This window comes from Microbulbifer sp. ABE4_465, from assembly GCF_056160765.1.
The window spans coordinates 14883-28824 of record NZ_JBSWXV010000008.1 but is presented as its reverse complement, the minus strand read 5'-3'; the positions used below and the strand labels follow the sequence as shown (position 1 = coordinate 28824).

Below are 13942 nucleotides of genomic sequence, written 5' to 3'. Positions count from 1 at the left end.
ATGTTCACTTACCAGATAGAGCCGCGCTTCAGCGAGACCGATGCCCTGGGGCATATCAACAATACAGTGGTACCCGTGTGGTTCGAGCAGGGACGCACGCCAATTTTTCAGCTGTTCAACCCGAATCTGAACCTCAATCAGTGGAATCTCATCCTGAAAAAAATGGATGTGGATTTTGTCGCACAGATTTACCTCTACTCACCGGTAGAGATTCGCACCAGCCTGAGTGCGGTGGGTAATACCTCGATGACCATTCACCAAGAGGTGTGGCAAAAGGATCAGCTGGTGGCGCAGGGAGACTGTGTGATGGTGCACTTTGACTACGAGCAGCAGGCCAAAGCGCCGATTCCGCCGGAGGTGAAAGAGAAGCTGTTGCAGCATTTGGTGTGACGGCTAACCGAATCAGGTGATCATTGGCCGTCAGGCGCTGATCACCTGGTTGCGGCCCGCGCCCTTGGCGCGATAAAGCCGCGAATCCGCCTCCGCCAGCAGCTGGCTCTGACCACTTGTGAGAGCGGCGTTGGTGCCACCTTCGGCAACGCCGAAGCTGATGGAAATACTCACCTCTTCCTCGTAGCGCGCACTCAGTGCTTCCACCTTGTGGCGTAGCTTTTCGGCGAGGATACCGCCACCCTGCACATCGGTATTGGGCAGCAGAATCAGAAACTCCTCCCCGCCCCAGCGCGCGACTATGTCATCGGCGCGGGTGTTGTTGCGCAGCACCTCCGCCACATCCCGCAGTACCTGATCACCAAAGCCGTGGCCAAAGGTATCGTTGATTGCCTTGAAGCTGTCCAGATCACCGATCAGCACGGTGTAGCGCCCTGCCAGTTCACGGTTGCGGCGCTCGAGTTCGTCGATGGCGCGGTAGGCCTCGCGGCGGTTTGCCAGCCCGGTCAGCGCATCGGTGCTGGCATGGCTCTCAAGCTCCGCGGTGAGCTTGTGCAGCATCTGCTGGGTCTGGTGGCGGCTGCTGTCGAGAATCGCGGTGAGCGCCGTCAGTGCACCGAATACGGCGATGAAGCGCGCGCGGTGGGCGGTGTCGTAGCTCGCCAGCAGGCCGGGGAAATCCGGGTAAAACAGAATCAGCGCGGTGGCGCCGCCGATGCCGGCGAGCGTGACCGTGCCCCATTTGTAGCCGTACAGATTGATAAACCCGGGCACCAGCATCACCGCCCACATCAGGCCGGTGTTGTTCACTCCGCCGGACAGCAACAGGTAGAAATACAACACCAGCAACAGAGCACCCACCAGAAGCGGTGTCTTGCTGCTGGGGCCGGCGATATTGACGCCCACGTAGGACAGCAGAATCACGCCGGCCACGGCGAACAGGCTGGCGGACAGAAACAGGTCCGCGGCCATCAGTGCGATGACACCCATGGCACCGGTGATGGCAAGGGCGAAGATCAGCATATAGCCGGATGCCTGGATGCGCCGGCGCAGTTCCAGGGTGCGAGCTTGAGTGACCGGATCTGAGCTTCCGGTCGGAACTTGTGGTGTGGTGATATCCATGATTTTGTCGTTTTTCTAGGTGGCCTGGTCCATCAGCCCTTTGTCCCGCCGGTAGCGGGGGTCGAGCGGGCTATAGTAATGGCGAATGCCTTAGGCGCGGAGAGGCCCATGGGAAAGCTGCAACTAATTTGTGATGATGTTCTCACTCTGAAGGCGGATGCGCTGGTGTGCCCGGCGCATAAACACCTGATTCGAGGGCGGGGGCTGTCGGAACAGGTCTTCGAGCAGGCCGGCGAGGCGCTGGTGAGTGAGTGCTCGCAGCTGCCAGAATGCCCGGTGGGCGAAGCGCGGATCACCAGCGCGCCCAATCTGGCGGTGAACTATCTGATCCATACAGTCACGCCTCAGTGGAGCAGTGGTGACCAGTGGGGGGCTAAGGGGGTGGCGCAGTTGCGAGCGTGCTACGAGAGCGTGCTGGCACTGGCGCGAGAGGGAAACCTGCAGCGCCTGCTGTTCCCGGCCCTGGGAGCCGGCACCAATCGATTCCCTCATGAAATCGCTGCTCACCAGGGGCTGGAGGTTTTGCGCGAAGCGCTGGGTGACTTTTCCCTGCTGACAGTGTGCCTCCATTCCCCGACGGCCCTGGCAACCTGGCAAAAGGTGGATCAGCGCTTTTTCGGATAATACTTGTCGAGGAAGCACAGGAGTAAAGGCCATGCCAAACCCGGGTCGGCGGCAACTGCTACGCGATCACCTTCCGGGCAATATCGCCCGCCGGCTCGATCAACCACCGGCACCCAGTCACTTGTCAGACGCGGTACTCGGTGCCATTGATGGCTGCATAACGACCTTTGCCATTGTGTCCGGTGCCTTTGGCGCCGGCTTTTCGCCGGTAGTGGTGCTCGTTATGGGCGCCGCAAACCTGCTGGCGGACGGTGTCAGCATGGCGGTGAGTAATTATGAAGCGGTCAATGCGCAGAAGGCCGAGGTAGAACACGCGCGGCGCACGGAAGAGCAGCATATTCGTCTGGTACCGGAGGGGGAGGTGGAAGAAGTTCGCCAGATTTTCGCCAGAAAGGGGTTCAGCGGCGAGAACCTGGAAAATATCGTCAGCACCGTTACCGCCAACCGCACACTGTGGATAGAGACCATGCTGCGAGAGGAGTACGGCCTGTCCGACATCCCACCGAACCCTCTGGCATCTGCCTGCTGGACCTTTGGCTCCTTTGTTGCCGTGGGCATGGTGCCTCTGCTGCCTTTCCTGTTCCGTGGATTATCCATGCCGCGGCAATTTCTGTTGAGTACCTTGCTGGCGGCGTTGGTATTTTTCCTGATCGGCCTGGTGAAAGGCTGGGTACACAGCAGCTCGCTGCTGCGCGCCGGAATACGCACCTTTGCCCTAGGTATCTTCGCCGCCGCGGTGGCCTATTTTGTCGGCAAATTGTTGGGCGCACTGGTGTAGCCACTGGTGTGACTGGTTACTCTCGCCGCGACTGTGCCTGGTTGCCCGCGCCTGTATACTGGCGTCAGTCCATCAGCCAGCGTGTGCGGATGGCAAGCGAAAACAGCTAAAACAAGGGAGCAGCCACGTGATAGAACTTTTCGGCAGCCTGACCTCACCATTTGTTCGCCACTGCCGCTTGGCGCTTATGCAATCTGGCCTCGATTGGGAAATGGTAGAGCTGGATATCCACAGCAGCCAAAATCCGGATACCCCCACCATGCGTGTCCCCTTTCTGGAAGACGGCGAGGTAAAACTGACGGATTCCACTTCTATCGTTCAGTACGTACGTGAGAAATCCGGAGGGGTCTTTATTTCAAGTGCACAGGATATGGACCGCTATTGCCTTGCCAATACGCTATTGGATACGGCAATCAACCTGTTCCTGCTGGAGCGCAGCGGTCTGGATATCGAGGAAAATGTCTACACCCGTCGCCAGCAGGCTCGGGTAGAGCGAATTCTCAGTGAGCTGGATTCGGCGCCACTGCCAGAGTCGGGGAAAATGAACGATGCGGATTATCGTGTAGCCGTCGGCGTGGCCTGGGGTGTGTTCCGCAATCGCTTCTCCATCGATGACCACAAAAATCTGCAGCAGCTACTGGCCATTGCCGGTAACGATGCCGCCTTTGCCAAGACAGCTCCCCCTTCCGCCTAGGGGGGAAGGGAGGTTCAGCCGTTGTGTCCCAGCCACAGCGCCATTAGCGCTGCGCGGCTGGTGACATTGAATTTGCGGTAGATATTCATTACGTGCTTGTGGGTGGTGTCTGGCTTCAGGTCGAGTCTGGAGGAAATCTCTTTTTCCGTCAGGTCGGTCAGGAGCCAGTGCAGCACTTTCTTCTCAGTGGGGGTCACTGGGTTTTCCGCTACCAGCAGGCCGTGGACCAGTAGCAGCTTGCGATGGAACCAGCCGAGGGGGCGCAGTATTTCCATCGCCAGCAGCAAGTCTGCCATTGCAAAAGGTGGCTCACCATCCATTCGATTGAAACAGTAGTAAGATTCCGCATCCCCGCCAGAAGGCGCTACCACAAACAGCGTATCGGTCACTCGCTTTTCCCGATAAAATTCTTGGTAGTGCGCGGTGTCGTAGAAGGCTGCAGATACGTGATCGCGCATCAGTGTGCCGCGAAATTGACCCGCCTGGCGAATGTGATTGAGGGTACTCTCATCCACTTCATATTTCCCCGCCGTCACCTCTCTGGTGTAGTGCTTGTGCAGCTGGCGATCAGAGGGCAGCTCCCGGTAAAAAAACACCGGCCCCGGGCGCCACCCGAGCATGTAGTCCCGCTCGGGATTCAGGTGCTCCAGGCACACCGCACTCAGCCAGTAACCGTGGTCGGCGCCGATCAGGGTGCTGATGGATTCGAGGAGAAAGTGCAACCCTTCAGTGGGAAACCGGGACGCGGGAAATTCAGCGAGGTGATCCCAGATCCGCTGCTTGCCAGCTTCAATAGATAAAGTCGATGTCACAGTCCTGTTCCCTGTGTAGGAATTGGCTATTCGGAGAGTCAGCCGGCTAATTTAGCACAGGGAACAGGTTGGGTTTATCGGAACATTTCGTCAATCATTTTAATGGAGGCATTCAGAATTTCACCCTGAACACGGTCGCTATGTTCGGTGCTGGTAAAGGTCTCCACGGTTTCGAAGCGCTCGAGGTTTTCTGAAATGAAGGTGTCGTAGGCCGCCCTGTTGTCATTCGCTTCCATGAAATTTGAAACCGTCATGACGGTGGAAATCACGGCGATACCGATAACCGCGACCGGTAACGCTGCCAGGCTGGCGGCCGTTGCAATCGCGGCCCCGCTGGCAATTGCTGCGCCACCATGGGGAAGGACCACAGCCAGTACCGCGGAGGATGTAGCGGCGAAATAGGTGCCGGCGCCAGTGATTACCGCCGTTCCCCCAGCGGTTCCCAGTGCGGCGAGATCGGCATCTGTTTCAGAAATGGATGTCAGAATGACATCGGGAAAGCCTGCGGTGGTAAACAGGCAACTAAAACTGATGCAGTTAATATTGTTGAAATATTCCTCCAGTTTCTGTTCGCCGGTAGTTACCAGCAGCGCCCGACGATCATTGATATGCGCCATAAGGATGGTCAGTAGCCAGATTTCGTCATTGTTTAGCACGGTGTGATCCTGTTTGGCAAGCTCAAACATCAGGTTATTCATGGTGGCCAGCAGAATGGCACCTGCAATTTCACTTCCGCTGCGGGTGTCTTCTATCAATTGTGTAAAAATTTCAGCGGGAGGCTCTTCTGAGCCGAGCGGTGCATCGATATATTCCAACAGCGGCCCAAGTTCGGGAGTTTCGGCGGCGCCAGATTCCAAACTGTTGTGAAAACTTGCCAGAAAATCATTGATTATCTGCTGGCTGGTGGGGCTTTCAATCACGCGACGTAATCGTGGCCAATCAAGATTGACGCCGTAGGCCGGAGTTTGGGGCACTTCAACCACGATGCCCGGCGTATTAAAGGTAATCTCGATTGGATCTGGAATAGTGATTGGAGGCACCGTGTCGGGCGGATCGGGAAATGTTCTTAGGCAGCGGTGTGGCTCCGGGCATATTTCGTGCAGGAATCTACCCGTTGAACTTGTGTAAGCACGACAACGCATGATTTTCGAGTCGAGACTGGCGAACCGGTAATCGCACTCGTATTTAAGGTCGACCTCCGGGGCGCTGTTGACCGCAATACATCGCTCTTCATCACATCCGATATCCCAGCCAAACTCCCAGTTGCACAGATTGTAGGGGACCAATTCTGGATACTCATATTCACGACAGTAGTGATCTAGCCGATTTTTCTGCGCCTCACTACTGCCTGCCAGCTCTAGATAAACAGGTCCCTTTTCGTCGAAGCTTGCCCGCAGTCGGACATACAGCGTTTTTTCCTCGCGGATTGCCGCTTCGAAAGATGCTCCGTCGCTGGCGGTGGCCTGTGTTAGCGGAGCGCCTGAAAAGTCAGCTTCGGTGAACAGATCGAAGGTGTAGTGGGTAGCGTATTCTGAACGGATATTTTGCGCTGTCAGTAGAAACCGGAGGTCCTGCTTGAGAATGGGGTTCGCTGGCACCCGGATACTCAGGTAGCCCTGTACCTGACCGTCGTTGGCAATGATGTCTTCCAGCAGGAAGGGCTGAACAGGTGGTCCCGCAAGTACGGGTGAGCCTGTAACCAGTTCACTGAGGTCGACCGGTGTTGGGGTCGCCGGGTTAGTGCTGATCATCGCCCCAATACTGATCCTCACTGTAGCCGGCTCTGAGGTGTAGTGGCCATCACTTACTGTAAAACTGAAGCTGTCCTCACCACTTTGTCCACGGTAGGAATATTCCAGATTCGGTGGAGTGCCCTTCAGTTCTCCACGTTGCGGGTCAGAAACCACGGTATAGGTCAGCTCGTTACCCTCGGGATCTTTACCGGTGAGGGTTATATCCAGCTGACCAAAACCAAAGTATTCGTCGATTGGCGTCGTGCCTAAGTGTTGATGAATTGCTACCGGTGCCTGATTGCCGCTGACAAGGCGGAGTTTCAGGGCTTCGTGGGTTTTCCTGAGTACGGCCTGTCCGGTGCTAAAGTCCAATGCCTGGGCGTGCCATTTGTCGCCGCCGTCATTGCTCCAGTACTGCGATCCGGGCACCTCGTTTAGCCCGGGAAATTCGGACGCACCAATATGCTGGCCGCTGCCATTGTCATCCTGGCTGAACAGAGTTGCCAGTTCATCCTTACCTGGAACACGCCAGTCGTTTAAACCACACAGGTTTTCCTCTTGGGTGCGCTCGGCAAAAGCGCGGGTGTTGCAGTCGGATCCGCCGGTCAAGTTCCCGTCTACATTGCATTGCCCTACACCTGTGCCCTTGCTCAGGGTTTCACTGTCTGGATTGTGCCAGCTGAAGGTGCTCGCGACAGCGTGTAGCCCCTCTTCAACGCCGGGCTGTTTGACCTCCCAGACCAGACCGGTAGTGGTGTCTTGCACACAGGCCCACTGGCTGCCGTCGGCTTCACTGCCCGAGTCACTCCAGGCGAGGTTTTGCACTGCCAGTGGTAAACCGTCGGCGCCAAGCTTCACCAGGTGTGCCTCTCCCGGAGCTATAGGGTCTTCGGGGTCGACGGGATCTGGATCCTGCGGATCCTCAGGAGGGATCAGGCAATCATGGGGTGCCGGGCATATCTCATACAGGAATTCATTACTGGAAGCTTCGTAGGCGTGGCAGCGCATAACCTGCCCGGGTTCTGGCGAGTCTCGATAGGCGCACTCGAACTTGAGATCTACCGACTCCGAGTAATTGACCGCGCTACAGGAATCGTCGTCGCAACTGATTTCCCACGTCGTATCCCCATTGCACAGTACATCGGGCAAAAGCTCAGGGTGCTCGAATTTCTCACAGTATTGATGCAGGGTATTTTCCTGAAGATGACGGGAACCGTTAATTTCAAAATACACCGGTGCAGGTGTATCGACATCTGCGAAAATGCTTAGGTACAGGTTTTTTTCGCTGTGGTGTGCGGCTTTCAGCTGCAGTTCTCCGGAGGCGGTAACCTCGTAAACCGGCGCGCCGGCAAACTCTGGTGATTCAAAAAGTCCCAAGCGGAATGGGGAAGGCTGATCAGAGCGCGAACCGTGAAGCCGCACGGTGTAATACAGGTCGCGCATAAGATCGTTGTTCTGCGGCAGCGCGATCTGCCAGTATCCGTTTACCTGACCATCGTCGGGTTTGAGGTCCTTGAGGATAAAAGACTGAGGTTTGTCGCCGCTGAGCTGCTCCGGTGTCAGCGCGGTGGGGTTTACCGGATCGCTGCTGACTCCGGGCGCTATCGCGATGGTTACGGTGGCGGGCGCGGAGGTCTGGTAGTTGTCGCTGACGGTAAAGGTAAACTCGTCTTCTCCGGTAAAGTCGAGTGCGGCGCGATACTCAAGATGGGGTGGATCGCCAACAAGTACACCATTTGTTGGTGCGGTGGCCAGTGAGTAGGTTAGTTCGTCGCTTTCGGGGTCTTCTCCGGTAAGGGTGACGCTGACAACGTACTGATCACCGGCATCGGTGCTGGGAATTTCTTCCACCGCACGGTCCACCCGTTGGGCGTTTGCCTGGGGAACCTGATTCGTACTGACCAGCCGCAGGTTCAATGCGGTCGATGGGACTGTCGCGACGGCCTCGCCACTGGCAAAGTCCAGAGCCCAGGCGGTCTGTGCGTCGGCGCTGTCGGCGCTCCAATAGGGGGTGCCTCCTTTGGCCTCCACGCTGGGGAATACCCCGATACCTGTGTGGTGGTATTGTCCTGCGGCCTGTTGCTCCACCAGAGTGTGCAGTTCATCCGCACTGGGAACCCGCCAGTTGCTGCGGCCACACAGCCCTTCCGCGCGAACGCGATCTGCGAATGCGCGGCTGTTGCAGTCGGCACCACTGGTGAGAGTTCCGTCGACGTAGCACTGCCCCTGGCCGTTGGCATCACTGTTGGTATCACTTTCTGGGTCGAACCAGCTGAAACTGCTGTCGGCGGCATGGTGATGGCCAGAGCCGGGGCGCTTTACCTCCCACACCAGCCCGCTTTCGCGGTCTTCAATACAGGCCCATTGAGTGCCTTCCGTTTCACTGCCGGTATCACTCCAGGGCTCGGTCTGGGTTTGTAAGGGGGCGCCACTGGCGGTGAGCTTGATCAGATTCGCGGGCTGGGAAGGCGGGATATCCTCCTCGACCGGATCCTCCTTCTGTTCTTCTCCAGGGGCTTCTTCCTGATCGCCCTCCCCTTCCTGTTGGTCTTCCTCGTCGTCTTCCGCTGCGTCTTCCTCGCCGTCATCAGGTGCTTCCGGAGAAGAGTCGGATGTCGGTGGAGGCAGATACCGGCGGCTGTCGAAGTTCAGCCCGCGATCACAGGCGGGCAGCGTCAGGACCAACAGGAGTAGAACAAGGCAATTGCGAATGAACATGCGTTCCCCAAATTTATATATCTAGCGATACTTTTCGGCGGGAAACTATCAGATGGTCGCGAAGTGTCCATTCCCTATTCAGGTACTGCGTGGGGAATAAGCGGGAATGTGGAGTTTAAAATACATTGGCGGCAAATAAAAAACGGGGCCAATGGCCCCGTTTTTTATTTGATTGCGAAGAATTACTTCTTCGCGCGCTTGCGCATATTTTCCTGCAGGATCTTTTTGCGAATCCGGATGCTTTCCGGAGTCACTTCCACCAGCTCATCGTCTTCGATGAATTCCAGTGCCTGCTCCAGGGTGTGGCGGATGGGCGGTGACAGGGTCAGCGCGTCGTCGGTACCGGAAGCGCGCACGTTGGTGAGCTGCTTGGCCTTGGTGGGGTTTACCACCAGGTCGTTACCGCGGGAGTGAATGCCGATGACCTGGCCTTCGTACACTTCCTCACCGTGGCCCATAAACAGGCGGCCGCGGTCTTGCAGGGCGAACAGGCCGTAGGCCAGGGTTTTGCCCTTGGTCATGGACACCAGTACGCCGTTGATGCGCTTGGCCACATCACCCAGCTTCACCGGACCGTAGTGGTCGAAGATGCTGGTCATGATGCCGGAACCACTGGTGATGGTCAGGAACTGGTTGCGGAAACCGATCATGCCGCGGGACGGTACAATGAAGGTCAGGCGCACTCGGCCCTTGCCGTCCGGTTCCATATTGGTGAGGTCGGCCTTGCGCAGACCCAGCTCTTCCATAATCGGACCCTGGTGCTGCTCTTCAACGTCGATCACCACCTGCTCGTAGGGCTCGTGGATCTCGCCGTCGACTTCTTTCTGTACCACTTCCGGGCGGGATACACCCAGCTCGAAGCCTTCGCGGCGCATGGATTCGATCAGCACCGACAGGTGCAGTTCACCGCGGCCGGATACCTTGAACTTGTCCGGGGAATCGCCCTGCTCCACACGCAGTGCCACGTTGTGGATCAGCTCCTGGTCCAGGCGGTCCTTGATGTTGCGCGAGGTCACGTACTTACCTTCTTTACCGGCGAACGGGGAATCGTTCACCTGGAAGGTCATGCTCACGGTGGGCTCGTCCACAGACAGTGCCGGCAGTGCTTCCGGGTGGTCCGGGTGGCACAGGGTATCGGAAATGTTCAGCTCGCCCACACCGGTGATACACACGATGTCGCCGGCGCTGGCCTGTTCCACTTCCACGCGTTCCAGGCCGAGGTAACCCATGACCTGCAGGACCTTCGCCTTGCGCGACTTTTCGTCGCGGTCGAGGATCACTACCTGCTGGTTCGGCTTCAGGGTGCCGCGGGTGATACGGCCAACACCGATCACGCCCACGTAGCTGTTGTAGTCCAGTGCGGAAACCTGCATCTGGAAAGGACCGTCGCTGTCCACCTGCGGCGGCTTGACCTTGTCGACGATCATCTGGAACAGCGGAGTCATGTCGTCCGCCATATCGGTTTCGTCCAGACCGGCGATGCCGTTCAGGGCGGAGGCGTAGATCACCGGGAAGTCCAGCTGCTCTTCGGTAGCGCCGAGGCTGTCGAACAGGTCGAACACCTGGTCCATTACCCAGTCCGGACGGGCGCCCGGACGGTCGATCTTGTTGATGACCACGATCGGGTTCAGGCCCTGCTCGAAGGCCTTGGAGGTGACGAAGCGGGTCTGCGGCATGGGGCCGTCTACCGCGTCTACGAGCAGCAGTACAGAGTCCACCATGGACAGTACGCGCTCTACCTCACCGCCGAAGTCGGCGTGCCCGGGGGTGTCCACGATGTTGATACGGTAGTCGTTCCAGCGGATCGCGGTGTTCTTGGCGAGGATGGTAATACCGCGCTCTTTTTCCTGATCGTTGGAGTCCATCACGCGCTCGGAGTCGGCGCTGCGGCGGTCGAGGGTGCCGGACTGCTGCAGCAGCTTGTCCACCAGGGTGGTCTTGCCGTGGTCAACGTGGGCGATGATCGCGATATTGCGAAGATTGTCTATCACTGGGGGCCTCTGGGCGTAATGCGTGATTGGGTGCGACCAGTGGGTCGCACCAGAGAATTAGGTCAGGCGGGGGCTGGGCTGAGAGGTAAAACAGCGGCTATCCGGCCAAAGCGCGCGCATTATAGAGGTGAAGTGTGGCAATTGGGAGTCGGATTGGCGGAAATTTGTGCGGTTTTGAGGGCTGCCGGGCCCTGGCCCGGCTGGAAAGGCGGTTTGAAGCGGGTAAACCGGTGCACTTATCCGTGGAATTCAGACTTTACAGGCGGCGCATCGCACAGATTTTGTTGCCCGCCGGGTCACGCAGGTAGGCCAGATACAGCTTCAAGCCGCCGCCCTCACGTACCCCGGGCGGGTCCTCGCAGGGAGCGCCGCCGTTGGCGAGACCGGTTGCGTGCCAGCGGTCGGCCTGTTCCGGGCTCTCCACCGCAAAGCCGATGGTACTGCCATTGCCACAGCTCGCCGGTTGGCCGTCGATGGGTTTGGTAATCGCAAATACCCCGGTGTCGGTGAAGTAAAAGCAGCGGCCTTTTTGATCGATAACACCGGGCTTGTAGCCGAGCTCGCCGAGGATGGCATCGTAAAAGGCTTTGGATTCCTGGATATCGTTGGCGCCGAGCATGATGTGGCTGAACATCTTTAGTCCTTTTTGCATTATATGTAAGGGCGGTATACATGCCCTGCACTGTGAGGCGTAAAGGAAAATAAACCATGGGGGCTGTACAGGCCTCCTGTTTACGAGGTCACTAGGCCGGGTATTGTTGAAAACTCTATACGGTGAATCTTTTATCGAAAAAGGGTTTGGTCACTTTTTTACCTTTTGCGTTGTACCACTCTAACCGCTCTACTCCTGCTGCCGCTAGCGCAGATTTGTGAAAAAGTTTTTTATCAGTGTTTAGGTCAACCAAAGAGTATGCAGAGCCCCGACCGGTTTGCGCGTCGAATCCATCATATATCACAGAGTCAATATACCCTCCCACCACAATGTCTACATAACCCAAATGACCGAGTTCTATCGCCAACTGTTGAGCGACATGGTTCAGTTCACATCCCAGCAAGCGAATTTTCACGTGAGATACAGGCAGGGCCCAGAAACTATGCAGCCAGTTTGCGAGCTGAGCGGGGCTGCAATAAATCCGTTGCTCACCACGCAGGCCATTGCTAATTCCACTGACAGGTTGGTTAAAGCCAGCTTGCGCACCGTGCCCACTGATCAGGACTGTTGCCTCCCTCTCCACGTTGTTAAGACAGTGCCACGCTGTGGTATCTACAGTTGTGCAATTGGTTTTCAACCTGTATTTGGTGAGACTCGTTGCAAGAACGTTATCAATATTTTGCAAAAATGGATTTATATAGTACTGCGGTCGTGCTTGTGGCATGTCAATTCCCTCTGGTTTTTATCTAAGCTAATAGTGCACGACTCTATGCAGCATTAGAAAGAAACAGCTGACAAAATAAATTGAGGCAGGGTGAATTGTTTGTCTGCAGCAGTTTGTGATTGTATGTGCCTGGTTGTTGTAGGGAGCGGTCTTTCAAGTGGCGCATTTTTTGCGTTTGGAATATGCACGACCTACTTCTTGAGCTTCTGCGGCCGAAAAACCCCCACATTCCGATAACCCTCATCCAGCAGATGCGAAGCATGTAACTGGCTCATTACCCCGCGCGCGCAGTACAACAGGTACTGCTTTTCCTTATCCAGTTTCTGGAAGGCGGTGCTGAGACGATAGAAGGGGATGGTTTCCACTTCTGCATTTTCCAGCTCCAACGGGTTCACTTCTTCTTCGGTGGGATGGCGGATGTCGATGATGATGGCATCGCCGGGCTCGCTGAAAATATCCACCGGCGGTGCATCCTCGCCGAGGTCGTCCATCACCTGATCGATATTCTGCATCACCCGGTTGCCGATGGCGCGGTCGAGGACGGTGAAGTCGAAGCGGGTTTCCTCGTGTTCGATCTTTTCCATTTTTGCGCGGGTGGTGGGTTTTACCGAGATCACGCCGCAGTATTCCGGCATATTTGCGGCAAATTCCTCGGTGCCGATCTCGCGCGCGGTGCGGATGATGTCGGTCTTGTCCGAGGTGATTAGCGGGCGAAGTACCAGGGTATCGGTGACGCTGTCGATCACCGACAGGTTTTTCAGGGTCTGGCTGGATACCTGGGCGATGGCTTCACCGGTGACCAGTGCATCCACTTCCAGCTCCTTGGCAATGATGGAGCCCGCGCGCAACATCATGCGCTTGAGCGTCACACCCATATAGGAGTCGTCCACCTGTTCCAGGATTTCTGCGACCACTTCATCGAACGGAATGGTGATAAATTTTACCCGGTGAGAGGCGCCGTATTTGTCCCACAGGTAGAAGGCGACTTCTTTTACCCCCAGTTCATGCTGGCGCCCGCCCAGGTTGAAGAACAGAAAGTGAGTACGGATACCTCGCTTGATGGTGAGGTAGCTGGCCACGGTGGAGTCAAAGCCACCGGACACCAGCGATATCACCGGGTCCTGTGTGCCCAGCGGGAAGCCGCCGAGGCCCTGGTGCAGCTCCTCGATCACGTTCAGCTTGTCGTGGCGGACTTCCAGCTTGACGGTGATATCCGGGTTTTTCAGTTTTACCCCGGCGGCTTGGGTATTAGTGTTCAGGCCGCCGCCCACATACTGTTCCACGTCGAGGGACTGGAAGTCGTGCTTGCCGGTGCGCTTTACCCGCACGCAGAAGGTTTTACCCGCGAGCTGTGGTCCCCAGATGGCCAGTGTCTTCTGGTAGATATCGTCCAGATCACCGAGGGGAAACTGTTGTACCCGGGCAAAGTTGGCGATGCCCGGGGTGTGCGCCAGTACCTCTTCGATACGGTCGGAAAGGTGGGATACTGCATCTGGCGCGATCACATCGATTTTCTCCCAGTCTTTCTGCACCTTGATACGGTCATCCAGCTGGCGCATCAGCTTGCGCAGGTTATCGGCGAGCTGGCGCGACATGCGCTTGCGCACGGGGTTGCTCTTGATGGTGATCTCTGGGAAAAACTTGACGACGAAGTGCATAGACGTGTGCCGGAACCGCGGTTGAATTGGAGGCCAGGAGCCCGTT

11 protein-coding genes are annotated in these 13942 nt (G+C 56.9%); 4 read left to right on the top strand and 7 right to left on the bottom strand.

The window, feature by feature from the left end; translation table 11 throughout:
* Nucleotides 1-390: an acyl-CoA thioesterase gene (locus ACXAG1_RS13030; RefSeq protein ID WP_475091166.1), complete on the top strand. Its 390-nt coding sequence runs from the start codon at nt 1-3 to the stop codon at nt 388-390.
* 30 nt (nt 391-420) lie between these two features.
* Here ACXAG1_RS13030 and ACXAG1_RS13025 read toward each other — a convergent pair whose 3' ends face one another.
* Nucleotides 421-1512: a GGDEF domain-containing protein gene (locus ACXAG1_RS13025; RefSeq protein ID WP_475091165.1), complete on the bottom strand. Its 1092-nt coding sequence runs from the start codon at nt 1510-1512 to the stop codon at nt 421-423.
* Between the two features lie 108 nt (nt 1513-1620).
* Here ACXAG1_RS13025 and ACXAG1_RS13020 point away from each other — a divergent pair, with 108 nt between their 5' ends.
* The 3 genes from ACXAG1_RS13020 to ACXAG1_RS13010 all read left to right on the top strand — a co-directional run bounded on the left by ACXAG1_RS13020 (nt 1621) and on the right by ACXAG1_RS13010 (nt 3608).
* Nucleotides 1621-2136 carry a macro domain-containing protein gene (locus ACXAG1_RS13020; RefSeq protein ID WP_475119918.1) on the top strand — a complete coding sequence of 172 codons (516 nt, stop codon included), beginning with the start codon at nt 1621-1623 and terminating at the stop codon, nt 2134-2136.
* A gap of 31 nt (nt 2137-2167) precedes the next feature.
* Nucleotides 2168-2914 carry a VIT1/CCC1 transporter family protein gene (locus ACXAG1_RS13015; RefSeq protein ID WP_475119917.1) on the top strand — a complete coding sequence of 249 codons (747 nt, stop codon included), beginning with the start codon at nt 2168-2170 and terminating at the stop codon, nt 2912-2914.
* Between the two features lie 127 nt (nt 2915-3041).
* Nucleotides 3042-3608, top strand: coding sequence for a glutathione S-transferase family protein (locus ACXAG1_RS13010; protein ID WP_475119916.1), 567 nt, complete (start codon nt 3042-3044; stop codon nt 3606-3608).
* Between the two features lie 14 nt (nt 3609-3622).
* Here the strand turns inward: ACXAG1_RS13010 and ACXAG1_RS13005 are convergent, their stop codons facing one another.
* From ACXAG1_RS13005 to thiI, 6 genes are all read right to left on the bottom strand, one after another.
* Complete coding sequence (locus ACXAG1_RS13005) at nt 3623-4420, bottom strand: helix-turn-helix transcriptional regulator (protein WP_475091161.1); 798 nt, start codon at nt 4418-4420, stop codon at nt 3623-3625.
* Nucleotides 4421-4494: 74 nt separating this feature from the next.
* The gene (locus ACXAG1_RS13000) at nt 4495-8871 is read right to left on the bottom strand and encodes an Lcl domain-containing protein (protein ID WP_475119915.1); all 4377 of its coding nucleotides are present in this window, start codon (nt 8869-8871) and stop codon (nt 4495-4497) included.
* A 182-nt stretch (nt 8872-9053) separates the two neighbouring features.
* Nucleotides 9054-10862 (bottom strand): translational GTPase TypA, encoded by a 1809-nt coding sequence (gene typA, locus ACXAG1_RS12995; protein WP_475091159.1) that lies wholly within the window; start codon nt 10860-10862, stop codon nt 9054-9056.
* A 256-nt stretch (nt 10863-11118) separates the two neighbouring features.
* Nucleotides 11119-11496: a VOC family protein gene (locus ACXAG1_RS12990; protein ID WP_475091158.1), complete on the bottom strand. Its 378-nt coding sequence runs from the start codon at nt 11494-11496 to the stop codon at nt 11119-11121.
* 133 nt (nt 11497-11629) lie between these two features.
* Nucleotides 11630-12238: a hypothetical protein gene (locus ACXAG1_RS12985; RefSeq protein ID WP_475091157.1), complete on the bottom strand. Its 609-nt coding sequence runs from the start codon at nt 12236-12238 to the stop codon at nt 11630-11632.
* A gap of 191 nt (nt 12239-12429) precedes the next feature.
* A complete protein-coding gene (gene thiI, locus ACXAG1_RS12980; protein WP_475119914.1) occupies nt 12430-13896 on the bottom strand; it encodes a tRNA uracil 4-sulfurtransferase ThiI in 1467 nt (488 codons plus the stop codon).
* Between the last annotated feature and the right edge of the window lie 46 nt (nt 13897-13942).

Bases quoted from the DNA above. Each gene is read 5' to 3' on its own strand.
- ACXAG1_RS13030 (WP_475091166.1), top strand. From the start codon at position 1: ATGTTCACTTACCAGATAGAGCCGCGCTTCAGCGAGACCGATGCCCTG.
- ACXAG1_RS13025 (WP_475091165.1), bottom strand. From the start codon at position 1,512: ATGGATATCACCACACCACAAGTTCCGACCGGAAGCTCAGATCCGGTC.
- ACXAG1_RS13020 (WP_475119918.1), top strand. From the start codon at position 1,621: ATGGGAAAGCTGCAACTAATTTGTGATGATGTTCTCACTCTGAAGGCG.
- ACXAG1_RS13015 (WP_475119917.1), top strand. From the start codon at position 2,168: ATGCCAAACCCGGGTCGGCGGCAACTGCTACGCGATCACCTTCCGGGC.
- ACXAG1_RS13000 (WP_475119915.1), bottom strand. From the start codon at position 8,871: ATGTTCATTCGCAATTGCCTTGTTCTACTCCTGTTGGTCCTGACGCTG.
- ACXAG1_RS12990 (WP_475091158.1), bottom strand. From the start codon at position 11,496: ATGTTCAGCCACATCATGCTCGGCGCCAACGATATCCAGGAATCCAAA.
- ACXAG1_RS12985 (WP_475091157.1), bottom strand. From the start codon at position 12,238: ATGCCACAAGCACGACCGCAGTACTATATAAATCCATTTTTGCAAAAT.
- thiI (WP_475119914.1), bottom strand. From the start codon at position 13,896: ATGCACTTCGTCGTCAAGTTTTTCCCAGAGATCACCATCAAGAGCAAC.